The organism is Paraburkholderia ribeironis (genome assembly GCF_900019265.1).
GTDB lineage: Bacteria > Pseudomonadota > Gammaproteobacteria > Burkholderiales > Burkholderiaceae > Paraburkholderia > Paraburkholderia ribeironis.
The window spans coordinates 88,087-107,866 of record NZ_CYGX02000015.1; the positions used below are offsets into that span (position 1 = coordinate 88,087).

Annotated in this window: 19 protein-coding genes and 1 pseudogene; 7 read left to right on the forward strand and 13 right to left on the reverse strand. The window is 59.5% G+C overall.

Translation table 11 applies throughout. The features are described from left to right. Positions 1-36: 36 nt before the first annotated feature. The gene (locus BN2475_RS08090) at positions 37-762 is read right to left on the reverse strand and encodes a GntR family transcriptional regulator (RefSeq protein ID WP_094779018.1); all 726 of its coding nucleotides are present in this window, start codon (positions 760-762) and stop codon (positions 37-39) included. 361 nt (positions 763-1,123) lie between these two features. Here BN2475_RS08090 and BN2475_RS08095 point away from each other — a divergent pair, with 361 nt between their 5' ends. The 4 genes and pseudogenes from BN2475_RS08095 to BN2475_RS08110 all read left to right on the forward strand — a co-directional run. Next, positions 1,124-1,303 (forward strand): hypothetical protein, encoded by a 180-nt coding sequence (locus tag BN2475_RS08095; protein WP_094779019.1) that lies wholly within the window; start codon positions 1,124-1,126, stop codon positions 1,301-1,303. Between the two features lie 299 nt (positions 1,304-1,602). After that, the gene (locus BN2475_RS08100) at positions 1,603-2,733 is read left to right on the forward strand and encodes an FAD-binding oxidoreductase (RefSeq protein ID WP_094779020.1); all 1,131 of its coding nucleotides are present in this window, start codon (positions 1,603-1,605) and stop codon (positions 2,731-2,733) included. 121 nt (positions 2,734-2,854) lie between these two features. Continuing rightward, positions 2,855-4,084: a M24 family metallopeptidase gene (locus BN2475_RS08105; protein WP_094779021.1), complete on the forward strand. Its 1,230-nt coding sequence runs from the start codon at positions 2,855-2,857 to the stop codon at positions 4,082-4,084. A 37-nt stretch (positions 4,085-4,121) separates the two neighbouring features. Then, positions 4,122-4,394: pseudogene (locus tag BN2475_RS08110) on the forward strand (formaldehyde dehydrogenase, glutathione-independent); the annotation flags it as partial. Between the two features lie 55 nt (positions 4,395-4,449). Here the strand turns inward: BN2475_RS08110 and BN2475_RS08115 are convergent. The 11 genes from BN2475_RS08115 to BN2475_RS36485 form a co-directional block, all read right to left on the reverse strand. Beyond that, entirely contained in the window at positions 4,450-5,157 is a 708-nt protein-coding gene (locus BN2475_RS08115) for a GntR family transcriptional regulator (protein WP_174641898.1), read from the reverse strand. Positions 5,158-5,229: 72 nt separating this feature from the next. Further along, the gene (locus BN2475_RS08120; RefSeq protein WP_094779022.1) at positions 5,230-6,261 is read right to left on the reverse strand and encodes a proline racemase family protein; all 1,032 of its coding nucleotides are present in this window, start codon (positions 6,259-6,261) and stop codon (positions 5,230-5,232) included. Between the two features lie 12 nt (positions 6,262-6,273). Next, positions 6,274-7,755 (reverse strand): aldehyde dehydrogenase family protein, encoded by a 1,482-nt coding sequence (locus BN2475_RS08125; protein ID WP_094779023.1) that lies wholly within the window; start codon positions 7,753-7,755, stop codon positions 6,274-6,276. Between the two features lie 12 nt (positions 7,756-7,767). Then, positions 7,768-9,060 carry an NAD(P)/FAD-dependent oxidoreductase gene (locus BN2475_RS08130; protein WP_245841186.1) on the reverse strand — a complete coding sequence of 431 codons (1,293 nt, stop codon included), beginning with the start codon at positions 9,058-9,060 and terminating at the stop codon, positions 7,768-7,770. Then, positions 9,057-10,073, reverse strand: coding sequence for a 4-hydroxyproline epimerase (locus BN2475_RS08135; protein ID WP_094779025.1), 1,017 nt, complete (start codon positions 10,071-10,073; stop codon positions 9,057-9,059). The genes BN2475_RS08130 and BN2475_RS08135 overlap by 4 nt, the downstream gene beginning before the upstream one ends. A gap of 57 nt (positions 10,074-10,130) precedes the next feature. Beyond that, positions 10,131-11,009, reverse strand: coding sequence for a 4-hydroxy-tetrahydrodipicolinate synthase (dapA, locus tag BN2475_RS08140; protein WP_094779026.1), 879 nt, complete (start codon positions 11,007-11,009; stop codon positions 10,131-10,133). Positions 11,010-11,039: 30 nt separating this feature from the next. Next, positions 11,040-11,705 (reverse strand): amino acid ABC transporter permease, encoded by a 666-nt coding sequence (locus BN2475_RS08145; RefSeq protein WP_094779027.1) that lies wholly within the window; start codon positions 11,703-11,705, stop codon positions 11,040-11,042. A gap of 10 nt (positions 11,706-11,715) precedes the next feature. After that, positions 11,716-12,453, reverse strand: coding sequence for an amino acid ABC transporter permease (locus tag BN2475_RS08150; RefSeq protein WP_245841188.1), 738 nt, complete (start codon positions 12,451-12,453; stop codon positions 11,716-11,718). Beyond that, entirely contained in the window at positions 12,396-13,229 is an 834-nt protein-coding gene (locus BN2475_RS08155; protein WP_094779029.1) for an amino acid ABC transporter ATP-binding protein, read from the reverse strand. The genes BN2475_RS08150 and BN2475_RS08155 overlap by 58 nt, the downstream gene beginning before the upstream one ends. Positions 13,230-13,471: 242 nt before the next feature. Beyond that, on the reverse strand, positions 13,472-14,239 hold the full coding sequence (locus BN2475_RS08160) for a substrate-binding periplasmic protein (RefSeq protein ID WP_245841192.1): 768 nt from the start codon (positions 14,237-14,239) through the stop codon (positions 13,472-13,474). 177 nt (positions 14,240-14,416) lie between these two features. Further along, positions 14,417-14,758 carry a hypothetical protein gene (locus tag BN2475_RS36485; protein WP_143325748.1) on the reverse strand — a complete coding sequence of 114 codons (342 nt, stop codon included), beginning with the start codon at positions 14,756-14,758 and terminating at the stop codon, positions 14,417-14,419. A gap of 75 nt (positions 14,759-14,833) precedes the next feature. Between BN2475_RS36485 and BN2475_RS36490 the strand changes: the two genes are divergently transcribed. The 3 genes from BN2475_RS36490 to BN2475_RS08175 all read left to right on the forward strand — a co-directional run bounded on the left by BN2475_RS36490 (position 14,834) and on the right by BN2475_RS08175 (position 18,741). Further along, entirely contained in the window at positions 14,834-15,049 is a 216-nt protein-coding gene (locus BN2475_RS36490; RefSeq protein ID WP_425435490.1) for a 5-oxoproline transporter, DUF979 family subunit, read from the forward strand. After that, positions 15,049-16,059, forward strand: coding sequence for a DUF2891 domain-containing protein (locus tag BN2475_RS08170; RefSeq protein ID WP_094779106.1), 1,011 nt, complete (start codon positions 15,049-15,051; stop codon positions 16,057-16,059). Before BN2475_RS36490 ends, BN2475_RS08170 begins: the two co-directional genes overlap by 1 nt. A gap of 315 nt (positions 16,060-16,374) precedes the next feature. Then, a complete protein-coding gene (locus BN2475_RS08175) occupies positions 16,375-18,741 on the forward strand; it encodes a DNA polymerase II (RefSeq protein WP_094779032.1) in 2,367 nt (788 codons plus the stop codon). A gap of 60 nt (positions 18,742-18,801) precedes the next feature. Here BN2475_RS08175 and BN2475_RS08180 read toward each other — a convergent pair whose 3' ends face one another. Then, on the reverse strand, positions 18,802-19,776 hold the full coding sequence (locus tag BN2475_RS08180; RefSeq protein WP_245841196.1) for a vWA domain-containing protein: 975 nt from the start codon (positions 19,774-19,776) through the stop codon (positions 18,802-18,804). Positions 19,777-19,780 lie beyond the last annotated feature (4 nt).

A 19,780-nucleotide genomic window follows, 5' to 3' on the forward strand; every position in this document is an offset into this window, starting at 1 on the left:
TCATGAGGAACCGAACACGTCACTCGGTTCACGAAGCTAGAAGTCAATCGACACATTGACGCCTTCTGGTGTTACGTACGACGCCATGTTTCGCCGCGCCAGGTAAACATGCGCGCGCACGACTTCGCCAGCCGCTTCTGCGTCACGGCGCTGAATGGCATCGATGATGTCCTCATGCTGCTGAAGCGCTTGCGCGAGTTCAGCATCCATTCGCTCGTCGCGCGGCTGATAAAACGTCTTGCCTAACCGTGCATGGTCGATTAGCAGGCGGCACAAGCTTGGCAACAGATACGGGTTGTGAGCCATCTTGCCGATTGCAAGGTGAAACTGGTCGTTCTGCAAAACCCTCTCATCCACATCGACACCTTCCACCGCTGCGCGAAACCGCTCCTGGATTCGCTTCAGCCCGTCGATTTCCGCCTGTGTCGCGTGCGTTGCTGCGAGCTTGGTGGTCGCAACATAAATCAACGGAGCCGCCAGAAAATAGTTTCGCAGCGAGTCGTAGTTCATGGACGCAACGCGAGCGGCGCGATTCGCCTCGAGTTCGATATAGCCTTCAGCTGCCATCTGCCGCATGAGCTCCCGCACGGGTGGGCGGGACATCCCGAACTCCTCGCTCAGCGCGACCTCGTCCAGGGTCGAACCCGGCGCCAGTTCCATGCTGAGGATGCGGTGCCGTAAAGCCTGTCCCAAAGCTGCCTTGCGGTCCTGGGACGATGACTGTCCTTCCTCACGATCGATTTCAACGACGTTCGCTTTCATGTGTCCTCCGGTTGGAAATATCCTGTGTCTACAATTTGTCTTCGTCAAGAAGACAATGTGTCTAATAAGGGAAGTTACTGAGAAAAAGCCCCTTTGAGGCGGTGATATGTGGCCGTTGCCGACGATCCGCGCTGCGGCGAGGCATAGTAGTTTTATTTTATGAATTGTGCTCTTGCAAGATACTTACTACTCTTATTTTGCGATATAAGAGAATAAAACAAGTTAAAAACACCAGTGGCGGATTCGAAATAGTCCTTCCGCCAAACTTTCACCAGCGACGTGGGCGACAAAAAGCAGACCCAGGCGTCATGCACGCCAAATTGGCGGCGAGAACCTGAACCTCGTCAGAGCCAGCTGCGGCGTGCAGCTGTCCGCATGGACCACCTTCAACGAAGCGGAAGACTGCAACCATGTCGTCGTCATCGCTGCGCAAATCGGCAGCGTCGCGCAAGACGCCGGCTGGAATTCGTACGGCGCGTTTTCGCTAGCGCGCTCGACTTGTCATTCATCAGCGAGTCTGTATCAACTGGTTCCATTGTGAACCCTGAAGAGCTTGCGAGAAGACTTGCTATTTCCCCGCGCCAGGTCGACTCTGCGCGACGTATTACCCAATGTAATAGAGTCGGGAAAATAAAGCGCATTGACGCTGTCCTATCGCACACCAATACTCAAGGCACATCGAAGGCAGTCCGAACGAAGAGAGGCAACATCAGAAGAATGGAGTCCGGCATCGATGCTGAACGGCACTCTGCTTTCGCGACTCACGACAATGCACGTTGAGCAGTTCACGCGCTGGTAGGCAGCCGAATGAGCGCAAGGCGTCCCAACAGATTTGATGCTATGAACCTGGTAGAAAGAATGTTCGACCCTGCGCCGCAAGCAGAAGATAGACTTTCCAGCGCCGGCACATGGGAATGTGGTGGAACGCTTTGGGCGAGCAACGAGCAGCAGACTCTGACATGTTGCCGTGTGGTTGACGAGACCCACGATGTCAAAAGCTTCGAATTCCAGATTGGCGATGGCACTCCCGTCCGTTTCGAACCGGGTCAGTTCATGACCGTGTCGGCAAACGTGCAAGGGCAGTCGGTCGAGCGGTGCTACACGATTTCATCTCCACCGACGCGCCCCTATCTGCTGTCCATTACAGTCAAGCGAGTGCCGGGCGGCACCATGTCGAACTGGCTTCACGAGAACATGAAGCCCGGAAACCAGTTGCGCGCGTACGGCCCATCGGGCAGCTTCACCCCGGCATCTGGTCGCGCCGCAAAGTCGCTGTACCTATCCGCAGGCTCAGGAGTTACGCCGCTGATGTCGATGACGCGTGCAAGCATCGACCTCGGGTTGGATCGGGACATCGTGTTCGTTCATAGCGCGAGGACACCCGCAGATATCGTTTTCCGCAAAGAGCTGCAGAGACTCGTGGAGCTCTCTGGTGGCCTTCGCACGTTCTTCGTCTGTGAAGGCCTCGGAGATGAAGAGGATTGGTCGGGACCGACAGGCCGACTCAGTCTGCAACTGCTTTCCGAATGGGTGCCGGACTATGCCGAGCGCGAAGTCTTCACTTGCGGTCCCGCTGGCTACATGAGCGCAGTGCGCGAGTTGCTCCGCGAAGGCGGACATGACCCGGCACGCTACCACCAGGAAAGCTTTGATATCGCCGCCGGTGCCGCGCCAGAACCTGCTGCACCAGAGAACGACACCGCTCATGAGACCTTCACCGTGAAGCTCTCGCGCTCCTCGAAGACATTCACGACGCGTGCTTCGGAAACCGTGCTCTCCGCCGCAAGAAAAGCCGGCGTGCCTATCCCGTCGTCTTGCAGCCAGGGCATATGCGGTACATGCAAGACCAAGGTCCTCGAAGGCACGGTCGACATGAAGCACAACGGTGGGATTCGCGACAGAGAGGTCCAGAAGGGATTCCGACTGCTCTGCTGCAGCCGGCCGACGTCGGACCTGGTGCTGGAGCTATAGACCATTGGCAACGGCGCGCGACGCGCCCATCGAAAGCTTGCGCGCGGGCCCAGCGTCGATCAGCTACGCCAGGCCTCATTCGCTGCAAATTCACCACCCAAATATTCCCAGGAGCAGCAGTATGGCGGGCGACCAGCTCTTCGATACGGATAACGCAGTCGAACTGGATGGCAAAGATGTGATTTTGCGAGACGTACGGGCGTATCGGCTCGCGCGGGTGCAGCAGCAGTTACTCAGGCATAAGGTCCCGGCAATTCTGCTGTATGACCCGGTGAACATTCGCTATGCAACCGACACGTCCAACATGCAAGTGTGGGCCGGGCGCAATCCGTCGCGGTACGTGATGATTTTTGCCGACGGCCGTGTCGTCGCATGGGAGTTTCACAGCTGCGAGCATGTATGGGACGGCCTGGATCTCCATGTCGAACTACGCAGCGCCGTGAGCTGGACGTTCTTCAATGCCGGGCACGCGGCCGAGTCCCGCGCCGAAGTCTGGGGAGCGGAGGTGGTGGACGTGTTCAGGAAGCACGCGCCGAATGACTGCCGGTTGGCAGTCGACCGGCTCGACCCGATGGGGGCAGCGTATCTGCAGAAGAACGGACTGACTCTACTGGATGGGCAGGTCTTGATGGAAGAAGCCCGGGCCATCAAATCAGCCGGCGAACTCGTCCTGATCGGAGAATCGTTGCGCACGTGCGAGAAAGGCATCGAACGCATGCAACGCGAACTGCGTCCGGGCATAACCGAGCAGGACCTTTGGGCAAACCTTCATTTCGAGAACATCCGGCACGGCGGAGAGTGGATTGAAACAAGGCTTCTTGCTTCCGGAGACCGGACCAACCCGTGGATGCATGAATGCTCCGCGCGAACTTTGCAAGCCGGCGAGCTTCTGGCGTTCGACACAGATATGGTTGGGCCAAACGGCTACTGCTCAGACATTTCCCGCACCTGGCTCGTGGGTGGCGGTCGTCCGTCCGATGAGCAGCGCAGGCTCTATGAAACAGCCTATAAACAAGTCCATTTCAACATGGACCTTTTGCGGCCGGGCATGACATTCCGGGAGTTCTCCGATAAAGCTTGGAAGATTCCAGAGCAGTTCCTGAAAAACAGATATTGCTGCCTCGCCCACGGCATTGGAATGGTCGACGAATATCCGTCGATCGCTCACCAGGTAGATTGGGATAGCGCGGGCTACGACGGGCAATTCGAAACCGGAATGACGCTGTGCGTTGAAAGCTATATCGGTGCGGACGGAGGCACCCAAGGTGTCAAGCTCGAACAGCAAGTTGTGCTGACGGAGCACGGTTGCGTGCCACTCACCGCATGCAGCTTCGAGACCGACTGGCTGTGACACTTAGCGCATGGCCAGTTCCTGGTACAGATGACATGGCTTTGAAGCGCGTGGCCATGGCCACTCGGGTTCGCAAGTCGAGGCGCCGGCCGCCGTTTTGAACTCCCTGATGGAAATCAGGCGCGCTCCCGGCAAGATCGGCATCCCGGGCCTGTATGTGACTGATGACCCCAGCGCTGTCGATGCGGCTGCCAAACACGGAAGCCTCACCGTGCGCTTGGGCCTCGGCTGGTCGAAGTCACACGCTTTCATCACCGGCCAGACGCCGGTGATGAAGTACAACAAAAATCTCATGCAGGCGCAGCGCTGGCAGGAGTCAATGTAAAAAAGGCAGCCTTGGAGGGACCAAAGCTGCCTATGTTCGCTCACAGAATCGCCATCGATTCCGTCATGTTCTGTCTCATGTAATCGAGGAACCGCTTCTGGAACAGCATGGTGTGTTCGTGCGCGAGTCTCTCGGCGGCCTCAGCGTCTTTGCGCGCAATGGCGTCAATCATGTCCGCATGGTCACGCCCCAGCTTTGCCGCCGTCGGAGACGTCACCGTGAAATCAAAGTGAAGGTGCAAGAGGCGCTGACCTTCGCCCAGAAGCCGCTCGTAGTATCCGACGAAGTAAGGATTATTTGCAGCATGCGCAATCGCCATGTGCAATGCCTTGTTCGTTTCGGACATTGCATTGAAATCGCCGCTATCGACCGCCTGCATGTAGGTGTCGTCCGCTTTGCGGATGCGCGCGAGGTCGGCTTCCGTCCGGTGCAATGCGGCGAGGCGGGTAACGGCACGCTGGATAAGGTCGAGAGCCGACACATACTTCGGAAATTCTTCGATTTCAAACGGCGTAACAAGCGTCGTCCGGTTTGGAAGAATCGTCACCAGACCTTCGCTTATCAGCCGGGCGAGCGCGTCACGTACCGGAGAACGCGAAAGTCCGAATTGTGCGGCGAGCGACACCTCATCCAATGGCGCGCCCGGCTTCAGCTTTAGCGTCAGAATCTGCTTGCGCAGTTCCTCGTAGATATACCGTCCGCCGTGCCGCCGACCGTTGGTCTCCGTCTCGCTCGTACCTTTGCTCATGATTTCACCGCTGTCATTGTGGGCCCGAAAAGAGGGACGCGCTTTCAAGTTTATCACCGTCCCCACTCCCTTTCAGACCTTCGGGAAACCCGAGCCCCACGTATCGCTGAGCATGAATCCGGCGGCCAGCGGGTCATCGGGGTCGACGCCGATTTGCCGTATGCCATAGACCCATGCTCGCCCCTGAACGCGTGGCAGCACGGCTGGCCTGCCGCCCACCTCCGTCTTTGCGAGCAACTCAATGCTGAACTCACCGCCGATTGTCGAACGGGACGTCAACCTGCTACCGACGTCAGCCAGACCGCGGGCCGCCAGCGTCGCCAGATTGGCCGAGCTCCCCGTTCCGCACGGGGATCTGTCAACGCGACCGGGTGGGAGGGTTGTGCAGGTCTGGTACAGATCGTCACTGATGCGATTGCGAAACATCACATACGCGACTTCGTTGATTTGCGGGAAGAGAGGATGCTGTATCTGAATCTGCTGGTTGATGACACCCTTTAGCGAAACACCGAGTTCGGCCAGTTCGCGCGCATTCTCTGGCGCAATCTCCAACCCAACCTGGTCCACATCGATGAGTGCATAGTAGACGCCCCCGAAAGCGATATCCGCCTTTATTTTTCCGAACTTCGGTGTTTCGATGCTGACGTCAAGCTGTTCGACGAACGATGGCACCATATCGAGCGAAACGCCCGTGCAACGCCCCTCCCTGCAAGTCGCGCGAGCGGTCACAAGCCCCGCCGGTGTGTCCAGAACGACCGTCGTTTGCGGCTCCTGCATCTCGACCATGCCAAGCTCGAGCAACGCTGTGACCACGCAGATTGCATTGCTCCCTGACATCGGATGCGCCTTGTCCGCCTGCAACACAATGAAGCCCGCGTGTGCTTCGGGACGCGTTGGCGGCAACAGAAGATTGACCGACATCTGGAGACAACCACGCGGTTCAAGCACGACCAGTCGTCGCAGACTGTCGTCGACTTCGTTGATGTAGTTCATCTTGTCGAGCATGGTCTCACCGGGAATGCCGACCACCCCTGCTGTGATGACCTTGCCGATCTCACCTTCGCAGTGAACGTCGACGAGTTGAAGTGTCCTTTTCCAGCGCATGATCGACCTGCCTTACTTGATGTACCAGCCCCATGGCTTGTCGCTGTCGTACCTGGTAATCTGCTTCGTTTCCAGATAGTTATTCAGGCCCCACTCGCCCAGTTCACGGCCGATGCCGCTTTGCTTGTAGCCGCCCCAGGGCGCTTCGGTGAAGGTCGGCTGTGAGCAGTTGATCCAGACAATGCCTGCTCGCAAAGCACGCGCAACGCGGTCGCAACGTTCAAGGTCTTTTGACATGACGGCGGCAGCGAGACCGAAACGCGAATCGTTGGCCGACCGCAGTGCTTGCGCTTCGTCCTCAAACGGTCGGATGCAGACGACAGGGCCAAAAATTTCCTCCCGCCAGATCCAGCTGGTTTCAGCAACATCTGCAAACACGACCGGTTCCATGAAATAGCCGGTCTTGAGATGCGCGGGGCGACCGCCGCCTGTCACAAGACGTGCCCCCTCGAGCTTGCCACGCGCGAGCGCTTCCTGAACCTTGTCGTACTGTCCCCGGCTAACGATCGGGCCGAGCAGAACACCATCCTCGAGTCCGCTGCCGATGCGAATTTTGCGCACTTCATCCGTCAGTCGTTCAAGCAGACGTTCATAGATGCCACGCTGCACCAGGACGCGAGACGTCGCAGAGCAGACCTGCCCCTGGTTCCAGAAGATGCCAAACATAATCCACTCGACAGCCGCCTCAATGTCGCTGTCGTCGAAAACGATGAACGGTGACTTGCCGCCCAACTCGAGACTGACGTTCTTGATGTCGCGCGCCGCGGTCTGCATGATTTTGCTTCCAGTCGGAACGCTACCGGTGAAAGCCAGTTTATCGATGCCGGGATGCTCGCTCAGCGCAGCACCGGCATCCGTGCCAAAGCCAGTGACGATGTTCAGTACGCCAGCGGGAAGTTCAGCCGCAGCAGCAATGTTGCCGAGTTCAAGCGCTGTGAGAGGCGTAAGCTCCGACGGCTTGAGAACCATCGTGCAACCCGCTGCAAGCGCCGGTGCGACCTTCCACGCGGCCATCAGCATAGGAAAGTTCCACGGAATAATCGCACCTGCCACCCCAACTGGCTCTTTCCTTGCAATTGAACTGAAGCGGTCGTCGGGCAGCGCGACTGCATTTTCGGCCTTCCCGTCGAGTTCTTCTGCAAGTCCAGCGTAGAACTCGAAGCAGCCCGCGGCATCGCCCAGGTCCCACAGTGCTTCGGGCAACGGCTTGCCGTTATCGCGTACTTCGACTTCTGCCAGTTCGGGCAGCCGTGCGCGGATGCCGCTTGCGATTTTGCGCAGGACGGCGCCGCGTTCGGCCCCGCTCATGCGTGGCCATGGACCATGGTCGAATGCCTCTCGCGCCGCTTTCACGGCAAGGTCCACATCCTCCGCGGTCGCCGCCGCGACGCTCGCGATGACCCTTTCCGTGCAAGGGTCGATAGTCTCGAATGTTCCGCCCTTGACGGGCGATACCCAACGGCCATTGATGAAAAGTTGGTCGTATGATTTCATGAGTTGTCTCTGTCAGGCAAAGCGATAGGCACTAAAGGGCGCCAGGTTTTGTTTCGTCGTACGGCCGGCGACCATGTCGCCGATCAATCTCCCTGTGGTCGCGCCCAGTGTGAGTCCGAGCTGACCATGACCGAAAGCCATAAAGACGTTTTGCAACCGGTGCGAACGGTCGATGACCGGTTTGGTGTCCGGCAGGAACGGCCTGTAACCAACGCCAAATTCAATCTGGTCTGTCCGGAGTCCGGGCAGTATCCGTTGCGCTTTTTCCAGAATGATTTCGGCGCGCTTGAAGTTGGGCTGCGCGTCGCGACCCGCGAACTCGATGGTGCCGCCTATCTGCAAGCCACGAGTCATGGGGGTGAAGCAGAAGCCACCGTCGGCATAGATGATTGAATGCCGAATCTCAACTTGCGGGTTCGGCACAAGCACCTGGTAGCCAGCAACGCCTTCGAGCGGAACGCTCACGCCAAGCTGGCCAAAAAACTTTCGTGACCCCGTGCCGGCGGCAACGACCACATGTTTGGCCGCGATTTGCTGTCCGCTTGTGAGCGTGACACCGGTGGCCAGCCCCGACGCTTCATCGATCCGCGCGGCGCTCGAGCGCACCCGAGTGCCGCCATTGGCAACAAAGCTCGCGGTCAAGGCCGCGATGAAACCCTCGGTGTCGCTGACGAACCGCCAGTCCGGAAATAGCAGACCGTGTGAAAAGCGTCCCGCGAGTGCCGGTTCCAGGTCGGCGATATCTTTGGCGTTTAACCGCTGATAAGAGAAGCCGAGCGATTGCCGCAAGTCGAGATGCGCCTTGTCGCGTTCTATCGCGGTCGGGCTGTCGAAGAGCTCGAGGACGGGCAGCTGCCCGAGGAGTGTCTTGTCTTCGCACATCTGAAGCAGCGGCGCGTAATCCGCGTACACGTCGTGTGTGAGCGACGCCATCGATTGCGCGATGTCGACAATCTTCGCATGGCGCGCCGATGCTACGAAACGCAAGAACCATGGCAGAATGCGCGGCAGCGCTTGGGGACGTAAAGCCAGCGGTCCCTTCTGGTCGATGAGCCAGCCTGGTACTTTCATCAGGATGCCCGGCTTCGACAGCGGAATGACCTCGCTGACCGCCATCTGTCCGCAGCTCCACTTTGCCGTGCTATTGCCAGGCGCTTCCGGGTCTATGAGGGTGACCGCATAGCCATCGCGTTGCAGATAGAGCGCGCAACACACGCCGACAATGCCACCGCCAATCACCACTGCTTCTTCATGCACAGCAGGATGCGGCGTTCCGGCAATTCGTTCACGAGGCACGGCATTCACTTGACGAACTCCTGCAGACTGAATCCATGTGCGTAGGGCTGCGAGTCGTCGACATAATGTTCTCCACGACCCGTAATCCATGCGCGCCCTTCAATGCTCGGGTACACGGCGTCAAGACCGCTTTCGAGTCTGGTCGTCGCCTCGACGCGGCCGATGAAACGGCTGCCAATCAGGCTTTCATGCCTGAACGGCTGGCCTTCGGCCAGGAGACCGCGCGCAAACCGCTGCGCCACGCGCGCCGAACTGCCCGTTCCGCACGGCGACCGGTCGATGAGACTGTCACCTGCGATAACCACGGAGCGTCCATCGGCATCGTCGGCAAGCGGGCGGCCCGTCCACATGCAATGCTTCACTCCGCGAATGTGCGGATTGTCCGGGTGAACCACTTCGATAGTCTCGTTGACGAGCCGCTGCATGTCTCGCCCCCACTCGAGTAGTTGCTCAGGGGCAAAGTGTTCGCAGCCCGGATAGTTCGCCTGCATTTCAACAATCGGATAGAAGTTGCCGCCATAGGCAATGTCAACCGAAAGTTTCCCGAGTTGAGGCAACGTGACCTCGACGTCGCGATGGAGCAGGAAGCTGGCGACATTCGTAAAGCGAACCGACGAGACGCGCTCACCCGCCATTTCATAGCGTGCCGTCACCTGACCAGCCGGCACATCCACGACGACGGTCCCCGCTTGCTTCGGCGAGACAAGACCTGCTTGCAGCGCGAACGATATCGAGCCAATCGTCGCGTGACCGCACATGGGGAGGCACCCGGACGTTTCGATGAACAGCAGGCTGAAATCTGCGTTTGCGGTCAATGGCGGATAAAAAATCGTTCCGGACATGTGGGAATGACCACGCGGCTCCAGCATCAACGCGCGGCGAACCCAGTCGTAGTGCTCAACGAAATACTTGCGCCGGTCATTCATCGTCGCCCCCTGAAGTTCAGGGCCACCGTTGATGACCATACGGACCGGCATACCTTCGGTATGACCTTCGATGCAAGTAAAACTATGTCTGGACATTTGCTCGATCTCTTTGCAGAATCACCGCCCTCGAGCGAGGGCGGTGCGTGACGTGAATCAGCGCTGCGCCGCTTCGAACACCTTGCGGAATTCCGCCTTTTCCTCGTCGGTCAGTGGCTTGAGCGGCAAGCGTGCATTGCCGACATTGAAGCCCGCCAGTTCGCAACCGTACTTCACCTTCTGCACGAACTTGCCTGCTTCCATGATAGCCATCACCGGGAAGAGCGAGCGCATGACCGCCTGAGCGCCAAAAATGTCGCCGGCAGCGAACTTGTTGTAGATATCGACCGTCTGCTTTGCAAAGCAGTTAGCGGGTCCGCAGATCCAGCTTGTCGCCCCCCAGAGGAAGAAGTCGAGCGCCTGGTCATCGGAGCCGCAGGAAAGCTGATAGTCGTCCTTGTACTTCGAGCCGATTTCAATCGCGCGCAGCAGGTTGCCGCTGCTTTCCTTGATGCCGACAACGCGCGGGTGGTTCCTGAACGCTTCCAGGACGCCAAAGCCGACCTCGACGTTGGTGCGGACCGGATAGTTGTAAAGAACCAGATTGATGTCCGGTGCAGCTTCCAGGATAGCTTCATAGTGCCCGATGAGCTCTTCCTGCGACGGCAGAGCATAGTACGGCGGAGCGATGAGCAGATTCGTATAGCCTGCGTCACGCGTCTGCTTGACCTGTTCGATGACTTCACGCGTCGACGAACCATTCGCACCTGCAATCAGAATGCCACGCTCGCCCACCACTTCGCGGACCGTCTTCAGAACCGCACGGCGCTCGTCATTGTTCAGCGCATAGTATTCACCCGTCGACCCCAGCGGTACAAAGCCCTTGACGCCAGCTTTGAGTTGATACTCGATGATGTTCGCGAGCGTGTCGTGGTCGACAGCCCCCTTGCTGTCGAACGGCGTCACGAGGGCGGGCAGGATTCCTTTCATTTCCATGTGTATTCTCCAACTTTACAAGTGCTGGGGTTAGTAGGCAAAACGCCTGAGCAATCGCGTCTCAACCACGCCGACCAGACGCGTCAGCGGGAAAGCGACAAGGAAGTAAATCATCGCGACCGTGGTCAGAAACTCCACCGGTCGTGCTGTGCTGTTCGAAATGTTCTGACCAACGAACATCAGGTCGGCAACACCAACCGACGAGATGAGTGCGCTCTCCTTGAAAAGACTGACGATGTTGGACAGCAACGGCGGAATCGCTCGCAGCAGCGCCTGAGGAAAAATCACGTACAGAATCTTTGCCTGAGGCGAGAGACTCAACGCGGTGCACGCGTCATGTTGCTCGGCGGAAATCGATTTCAATGCCCCACGAAACGTCTCGCTGGTGATGGCCGCCATGTAGAGCGTCAGCGAAATAACGACCGAGAGATACGGTGGAATCGGCAGTCTGAAAACAACCGGAAAGCAGAAGAAGACCCAGAACAGTTGAATCAGCAGCGGTGTACCTCGAAAGAATTCGACGTAAAGAGTCGTCGCTGCCTTCATCCACCGCGACGGTGACATCCGCAGCAGGCTCAAGACGAATCCCGCGAGACTTCCAATGACTGCACAGCTGCTCGTAAATGCAATGGTGAGTCCGAGGCCTTTGAGCAAGACCATCCAGTAAGGCAATACAGACGAGAAATCCAGATGCATGGTGTTCTCCTCAGCGCTTGACTGCGAGGTCCTGACGACGCTCGATCACATGAACCAGTCTGGCAATCGGCAGCGAGAGCGCGAAGTAAATGAGCGCGACCACCGTGTAAGTTTCGAGCGGACGATATGCCTGCGTCGCGAGGCTCTTGCCGACATACATCAGGTCGGCAACCGCGACGATGGCAACTAGCGCGCTCTGCTGCAGGCTGCCGATGCCGTTGGTCATCAGCACCGGCATCGCACTGCGAAGCGCCTGGGGCAAAACCACATAGACGGTGCGTTGCCACGGCTTCAACCCAAGCGCTACGGATGCGTCGAGATGCTCTTTCGGGACTGCCTGGACACCCGCACGATAGGCTTCTGCGTTAAATGCCGTCAGATTCAGGCCGAGCGCCAGAACGCCCATCATGATGGGGTCGATGAAAACGTCGACCATCATCGGAATGCAGTAGAAGAACCAGACGATTTGCAGCAGCGCCGGCGTGCAGCGGAAAAATTCGATGAACAACTGCGCCGGCCAGCGAACGACTACCCAGCGGCTCATCGCCAGAAGACACAGCAGAAAGCCCAGCACCAGCCCCATGACGTTGGACGCAACCGCTAGCTCAACCGTGACCTTCAGCCCGTCGAGCAAGGAACCGAAGCTCCCGGCCAGGAAATTGAAATCAAAGTGGTAGTTCATGGCCGGCCTCAGTCGAGATGCAGAACCTTCTCGAGGAACTCGCGGGTGCGGGTTTCCTTCGGACACTTGAACATCTCGGTGGGCGCGCCCTGTTCCACGATTTTTCCGCTCGCGCAAAACACGACGCGTGTCGCGATGTCGCGGGCGAAATGCATGTCATGGGTCACGATAATCATCGCCATCTTCTGCTCGGCGAGCTGCAACATCACATTCTGCACCTCGATCACCATTTCAGGGTCGAGGGCCGAAGTGACTTCGTCGAACAGCATCAGCTTCGGTTCGAGCATCAGCGCACGGGCAATCGCAACGCGCTGCTTCTGGCCGCCGGAAAGCTGACTGGGATACGCGTGAAGTTTGCTTTCCAGACCCAGACGGGCGAGATACATGCGGGCCCGCCCCGTCGCTTCAGCCTTGGAGATGCCACCAACCTTGACTGGCGCAAGGATGAGGTTGCTCAGGACAGAGAGGTGGGGGAAAAGTGTGTAGTGCTGAAACACCATCCCGATCTGCTTCTGCAGTTTGGTGTCGATGCGTCTCGTTCGGCCTGAATCGGCGCCGTAGATGTACGGCTTGCCCTGGAACCCGATTTGACCGCCCTGGATGCCTTCCAATCCCATCATGACGCGCAGCAGCGAACTCTTGCCGCTTCCGCTCGGGCCGATGATGACGAGCCGGTCATCGGCGCGCATGTCGAGATTCATATGATCCATCACGACCAGGTTTTCGCCGTACGACTTGTAGACCTCGGTGAACTGCACGAAGTCGCCAGTCGTCGACGGCGAGAAATCCAGAACTGTCGACGGAATCGAAGATTGGGAAACCATGGTTTGCGTTGACAACATGAAATTTCTCCAGGGCAGCGCGCCTTGATGCACGCGATGTGTGATTCGAACGTGCGATTCGAACCCGGCTTTTCCCGATTGGCTGCTGCCCTTCTACCGGTCGGCCTCGACGAGCGGTCCAACGAGGCCGGTCGGCATAGAGACGCTCAGGCAGAGCGGCCTCGCTGGTTGCCGAGGGCAGCGTCTGGGATTGCGTCGAGACGGAGGGCGGGGGCGAACCCGGTCATGCGACCGGGCAGACGTTACTTGTTGGTGACGAGCATTGCCTGAACTGACGTCTTGATGAGTCGGTTGACTGCACCGGACTTCACCTGCTCATTCACATAGTTGTTGAGGACGGCGACATCGCTCGCGGGCGTCTCTTTCCTGAGGCCAAACGCAACTTCCTGTTGCGCGAGCGGAGGATTGGGCTGGATGGCCACTGCCCACTCCGGGTGCGCTTCGGTGAGCAGCATGTTGGTGATGTTTGCGTCGGCCAGCAGGTCTGCGCGTTTGGACATGAGCGCGAGGCGCGTTTCATCGTTGCCGGGCAGCCGCATGATCTGCGCCTGCTTGATGACGGCCGAGATTGCCTTGTCCTGCGCCGTGCCGGACATGACAGCAATGGTCACGCCCGGCTTGTCGATTTCCGCGACAGAGTGTGCGCTCTTCGGAATCTTGGGGTTGTTCTTGTTGTAGACGAACGAGACGTTGTAATCCGTGGCGGGTGCCGAGAAGCTTACCGCCTTCTCCCGCTCCGGCGTTTGATTGAGCGCCATCGACAAGTCCCATTTGTCCGATTGCAAGCCGGCGACGATGTTGTCCCAGGTGGTATCGACAAACTCGACCTTCACTTTCAGAACGTTTTGCCCGAAGTTACGGCAGAGTTCCGAGAAGAAGCCGCTGTACTCGCCGGTTTTCGGGTCACGCATCACATAGGGAGGCGCGACTGCAGCGCCACAACGAAGGACTCCAGCCTTCTTCACGCTCTCCCAGCCGGTGCCGTCGGCGCGCGAAGGCGCACTGGCCATGACGCAGCCAACCGCGAGAAAACACAGAAGAGCTTGACGGGTGAGACGAGACAGCCGAACCATGGTGACCTCTCCAATAAGGGTAATCCCGTATTAAACGCTCTACCACACAATCTTGTGTGCTTAATTGTGTGCAGCGTTGCATGCATATTAGGAAGCCAATATCTGGACTGTCAACTAGGCAATTGCCCCTGGTCGTAAAAAATGGTCGGGCAACCGGCATCGCTGGCGGGATTGAGAGGCAACGCAGCAAAGCTGAATCGGCGAACGCTCGATTTCGGCTCTGCTAATTCTGTCTATTGCGCGGGGACTCTCGACGAAGCGTTCCTCGCTGCGTGTCCCTGGAATAGGAGCGAGGTCGGTGCTCTGGGCAAGCAACCATGCGAGTACAAGTTGGGCGACTGTCGCGCCTTTGCTCTTCGGGGTTTTAGTGCGGGCGGTCGCTTCCTGGTCGAAGGCAGGATCGCCTACGGACCAGGCTATACCGCCGCCCTGGTCCATGGTCTTGATCGGGTTCATGTCTTCGTCGTCAATGGTGACCACGCTGCACCCTGACCGACGGTGAGTTGAGTCACGTGAAGGCGCTGCATCGCCATGCAGATTCGCCATCGCATTCGGATCGGCATCGCAGGACAGGTTTCGCAGATCCCGCTTCACGCCGCGCACTTCAATATCGCGCCCGCAGCGCTGCTGGAGCTGAAAGACCGCCACGGCGCGATCGAAGCGCAAATGGCCGGGCGCTTTACTATTGTTGATCGCCAACACCATACTGTCGTACCTGCTCGCATTGCGCATTTGAGGAGCCGATGATGATTGCCCAACTCACACGCGAATTCGCGTCCAAATTCGCCAATCTCGCGCTCGCCCACCTCACGCGCGAATATCCGAACAAGCTGACTCATTCGCTCGCCGGCCCGCAGGACGTGCAAAGCCCGCGCGCCCTGCATCCGATCTTCTACGGCAGCTACGACTGGCATTCGTGCGTGCACGGCTACTGGCTGATCCTGTATCTGCTCGACCGCTTTCCCGATCTGCCCGAGGCCGCACGCATCGTCGCAGTGGTCGACGAGCATTTCACCGACGCCAACGTGGCCGGCGAACTCGCCTATGTCAACCAGCCGCACAACCGCGGTTTCGAGCGGCCGTATGGCTGGGCCTGGCTGCTCACGCTCAGCGCGCAACTCGCATCGCTGAAGCTCGCGGACGCCGCGCGCTGGTCGAAGACTCTCGCACCGCTCACCAACACGTTCGTCGAACGCTTCGAGGAGTTTTTGCCGAAAGCGACCTATCCGCTGCGCGTGGGCACGCACTTCAACATGGCCTTCGCGCTCGCGCTTGCACTGGATTTCTCGCGACAGACTTCGCGCGAATCGCTGGAGGCGTTGCTCGTCAATACATCGGAGCGCTGGTTTCTCAACGACGTCGCGTGCCAGGCGTGGGAACCGGCCGGTGACGAATTCCTGTCGCCGTCGCTGATGGAAGCGGATTTGATGCGGCGCGTGTTGCCGCCCGGTCAATTCGTCGACTGGTTCGGGCGCTTTCTGCCGGACCTCGGCGCGAAAAAGCCCGAGACGCTGTTCGAACCCGTCATCGTCACCGATCGTAGCGACGGCAAGATCGCGCATCTGGACGGCCTCAATCTGAGCCGCGCGTGGTGCCAGCGGTCGCTCGCGCGTGCGCTGCCGGTGGGCGACATACGTCGGACGGTGCTGCTCGATGCGGCCGAGCGTCATTTGCACTGCGCGCTGCCACACGTGGCCGGTGACTATATGGGCGAGCACTGGTTGGCCACGTTTGCGACGCTGGCGTTGGATGCGTGATTCGATGCGTGATTCGATGCGTGATTCGATGCGTGATTCGATGCGTGATTCGATGCGTGATTCGATGCGTGATTCGATGCCTGATTCGAGGCCTGATTCGAGGCCCGATTTGAGGCCTGATTCTCAGGCCAAAAATTCAATATCCTCACTACCCGGATAGTCCGCGAGTAACGCGATAGCCGCGCCGTAAACACACCACGGTTTGCATCACACCCACCGTTGCGCACCACGTGCGCACACGTTCCGCTCGCCACCCCTCAACGCGCATGGCGGTAAAATCGCGCAAGGCGATCACGCCCGTTTAAAGGTGGAAGTTTGACTGAGCTTGAACAGGGTTTCATTTTGACCCGACATTGGCGGGACACGCCCGCCGGCACGGAAATCGATTTCTGGCTGGCGACAGACGGCGGGCCCCGGCACATCCGCCTGCGCCCTCAGCCGTCGGTCGCGTTCATTCCGACCGAACAACGCGAGCGCGCCGAAACCATCCTGCGCCGCGAAGCGCCGCTCGATCTGCGTGCGCTGGAGTTGTGCGACTTCCAGCATCGGCCGGTCATGGGGCTGTATTGCTCACAGTACCGGCAATTGACCGGCTTTGAAAAGCGCCTGAAGCAAGGCGGCGTCGACGTATACGAAGCCGACGTGTTCCCGCCCGAGCGCTACATGATGGAGCGCTTCATCACTGCGCCGGTATGGTTCGGTGGCGAGCCGCAAACTGGCGGCCCGTTGCTGAATGGCGAATTGAAGCCGGCCACCGGCTATCGTCCGCCGTTGCGGCCGGTCTCGCTCGACATCGAAACCAGCGCGCACGCCGAGCTCTATTCGATCGCGCTCGAAGGTTGCGGCGAGCGCCAGGTGTATATGCTGGGTCCGCCGAATGGCGCCGCGAGCGCGCTCGACTTCGATCTCGAATACTGTGAAACTCGCGCACAGTTGCTCGAAAAACTGAACGCGTGGATGGAGCTGCACGACCCCGACGCGATCATCGGCTGGAATCTCGTGCAGTTCGATCTGCGCGTGCTGCAGCAGCACGCCGAACAGTATCGCGTACCGCTGCGCCTCGGCCGCGGCGGTGCGGTGATGGAGTGGCGCGAGCACGGCCTCACGCGCAATCACTTCTTTGCCGGCGCTGCGGGGCGGCTGATCATCGACGGCATCGAGGCGCTGCGCTCGGCGACCTGGAGCTTCCCATCGTTCAGTCTCGAACACGTGGCGCGTGCGGTGTTGGGCGAAGGCAAGTCGATCGACAATCCGTATCAGCGCATGGATGAAATCCAGCGCCGCTTCGACGAGGACAAGCCCGCGCTCGCCCAATACAACCTGAAGGATTGCGAGCTGGTCACGCGCATCTTCGCGAAGACGGAGTTACTGCCGTTCCTGCTCGAACGCGCCAGCGTGACCGGCCTGCCCGCCGATCGCAGCGGCGGATCGGTCGCGGCGTTCACGCATCTGTATATGCCGCGCATGCATCGGCAAGGCTACGTCGCGCCTAATCTCGGCGAGGTGGCGGGCGCGGCGAGCCCCGGCGGCTTCGTGATGGACTCGCGCCCGGGCCTCTACGATTCCGTGCTGGTGCTCGACTACAAGAGCCTGTATCCGTCGATCATCCGCACCTTTCTGATCGACCCCGTCGGTCTGGTGGAAGGCATGCGCAATCCCACCGACGACCGCTCGGTGCCGGGCTTTCTCGGCGCGCGCTTCTCACGCACGCGCCATTGTCTGCCGTCGATCGTCGGGCAGGTCTGGCAGGGACGCGAGACGGCCAAACGCGAGCACAACAAGCCGCTTTCGCAGGCGTTGAAGATCATCATGAATGCCTTTTACGGCGTGCTCGGCTCGACCGGTTGCCGCTTCTTCGACCCGCGGCTCGCGTCGTCGATCACGATGCGCGGCCATGAAATCATGCACGCGACGCGTGAGCTGATAGAAGCTGAAGGCTACGAGGTGATCTACGGCGACACCGATTCGACGTTTGTCTGGCTGAAACACGCGCACGACGAAGCGCAAGCCGGCCGCATTGGCCGCGCGCTGGTCGAGCATATCAATGCATGGTGGCGCGCGAATCTGCAGACGCGGTTCGGGCTCGACAGCGCGCTCGAGCTGCAATTCGAGCGGCACTATCAGCGCTTCTTCATGCCGACGATTCGCGGCGCGGAGGAAGGCAGCAAGAAACGCTATGCCGGACTCACCGTGTTGCCGGACGGCAGCGAAGAGATCGTCTACAAAGGACTCGAAACGGTACGCACGGACTGGACGCCGCTCGCGCAGCAGTTTCAGCAGGAGCTTTACCGCCGCATTTTCAAGCAGCAGCCGTATCAGGACTACGTGCGCGACTATGTGCGCGATACGCTCGAAGGCAAGCTCGACGAACAGCTCGTGTATCGCAAGCGTCTGCGCAGACCGCTTGGCGACTACCAACGCAATGTACCGCCGCATGTGCGCGCGGCACGCGTCGCGGACGAGTTCAATCGTCGGCAGGGGCGCCCGCTGCAATACCAGAACGGCGGCTGGATCAGCTACGTGATGACGGTCGCCGGCCCCGAGCCGCTGGAGACGCTGCGCTCGGCGATCGACTACGAACACTATCTGACGCGGCAACTGCAACCCGTCGCCGATGCCATCCTGCCGCTGCTGCGCGACGACTTCACGACGCTGATGTCAGGGCAAAAGCAACTGTTCTGAGTGGGTTCCAACATCGGGCCGCTTGCAAATCGATGAAGCGGTTTCGTTCGGCGCGTGTCGCTATCGAGACTGCGACTGGCGCGCGGACGCCGCCATCACCTGCGACTTCATCGAACCGCGACGCGCCTGCGGCGATCCTCTCCACCATTGCCACCCCTGCCACCGCCAAACGACATCGGGCATGAACCGCACCACGAGCAACAACAGCGCGAACAGTGCAGGACACCAGCGCAAATCGGTCCGCACCGGTTCACGGTGAGCGAAGCGCGCGTCCAGCATCGCTTCGCCCAATGAGCTCGTGCTCACAAGGCGACGATAAGCGAGACCCGTTTGCCCGGCCACGGACTCCAGATACTGGCCTCGCAATTCGGAAAGCTCCTCATGCGTGACGACCGGCGCAGCGGAGCCCGGCGTAGGGGGAACCTGGATGACGTCCTCAGCCCGCCAGTATCCGATGCGATTGCCGTTGGCGTCGGTTTTCGGAATGGCCACGGGCTGGTCACCGCCCACACCGATCAACCAGCCTTTGATCCGCGCGGGGTTGATATCGCGCATCAGCGCTCGCGACGGCAGGACAGGCGGGGCCTCTTGCCCATCGGTGACGAACACGATGGCCGCGCCATGGCCGACGTCCTGCGCCACGCGCACCGCCGAGTAAACGCCGCCCTCGGCGATACGGCTCCAGTTGGTCCAACGCATGCGTCCGTCGATACCGTCAAGCGACACCAGCAGCGCGTCGTAGTTGCTGCACACCTCGACGGGCGACAGCAACAGCAAAGTCCGCTGCCCTGTAAACACACTCCAGCCGACCTTCGAGCCGCAAGGCAATTGTCCCAGCGCGTCGCGCATCGCAGCCTGCGCGAACTTCAACCGGCTCACCGGCGCGCCGTTCAGACCGACGTCCTCGACGTCCATGCTTTGCGTGATGTCGAATGTCACGATGTAGCTGAACGTATCGCGTGGCAGCGTCACCTCCGGCATGACGACGGCGGCGATCAACGCGAGGAACGCGACCGGCGTCATCCAATGGCGCATCCTG

What these genes read in the sequence shown, in the direction of transcription:
- BN2475_RS08145 (WP_094779027.1), bottom strand. Translation starts at nt 11,705, where the DNA reads ATGCATCTGGATTTCTCGTCTGTATTGCCTTACTGGATGGTCTTGCTC.
- BN2475_RS08090 (WP_094779018.1), bottom strand. Translation starts at nt 762, where the DNA reads ATGAAAGCGAACGTCGTTGAAATCGATCGTGAGGAAGGACAGTCATCG.
- BN2475_RS08100 (WP_094779020.1), top strand. Translation starts at nt 1,603, where the DNA reads ATGAACCTGGTAGAAAGAATGTTCGACCCTGCGCCGCAAGCAGAAGAT.
- dapA (WP_094779026.1), bottom strand. Translation starts at nt 11,009, where the DNA reads ATGGAAATGAAAGGAATCCTGCCCGCCCTCGTGACGCCGTTCGACAGC.
- BN2475_RS08135 (WP_094779025.1), bottom strand. Translation starts at nt 10,073, where the DNA reads ATGTCCAGACATAGTTTTACTTGCATCGAAGGTCATACCGAAGGTATG.
- BN2475_RS36490 (WP_425435490.1), top strand. Translation starts at nt 14,834, where the DNA reads ATGCAGATTCGCCATCGCATTCGGATCGGCATCGCAGGACAGGTTTCG.
- BN2475_RS08155 (WP_094779029.1), bottom strand. Translation starts at nt 13,229, where the DNA reads ATGTTGTCAACGCAAACCATGGTTTCCCAATCTTCGATTCCGTCGACA.
- BN2475_RS08125 (WP_094779023.1), bottom strand. Translation starts at nt 7,755, where the DNA reads ATGAAATCATACGACCAACTTTTCATCAATGGCCGTTGGGTATCGCCC.
- BN2475_RS08115 (WP_174641898.1), bottom strand. Translation starts at nt 5,157, where the DNA reads ATGAGCAAAGGTACGAGCGAGACGGAGACCAACGGTCGGCGGCACGGC.
- BN2475_RS08170 (WP_094779106.1), top strand. Translation starts at nt 15,049, where the DNA reads ATGATTGCCCAACTCACACGCGAATTCGCGTCCAAATTCGCCAATCTC.
- BN2475_RS36485 (WP_143325748.1), bottom strand. Translation starts at nt 14,758, where the DNA reads ATGAACCCGATCAAGACCATGGACCAGGGCGGCGGTATAGCCTGGTCC.
- BN2475_RS08120 (WP_094779022.1), bottom strand. Translation starts at nt 6,261, where the DNA reads ATGCGCTGGAAAAGGACACTTCAACTCGTCGACGTTCACTGCGAAGGT.
- BN2475_RS08180 (WP_245841196.1), bottom strand. Translation starts at nt 19,776, where the DNA reads ATGCGCCATTGGATGACGCCGGTCGCGTTCCTCGCGTTGATCGCCGCC.
- BN2475_RS08105 (WP_094779021.1), top strand. Translation starts at nt 2,855, where the DNA reads ATGGCGGGCGACCAGCTCTTCGATACGGATAACGCAGTCGAACTGGAT.
- BN2475_RS08160 (WP_245841192.1), bottom strand. Translation starts at nt 14,239, where the DNA reads ATGGCCAGTGCGCCTTCGCGCGCCGACGGCACCGGCTGGGAGAGCGTG.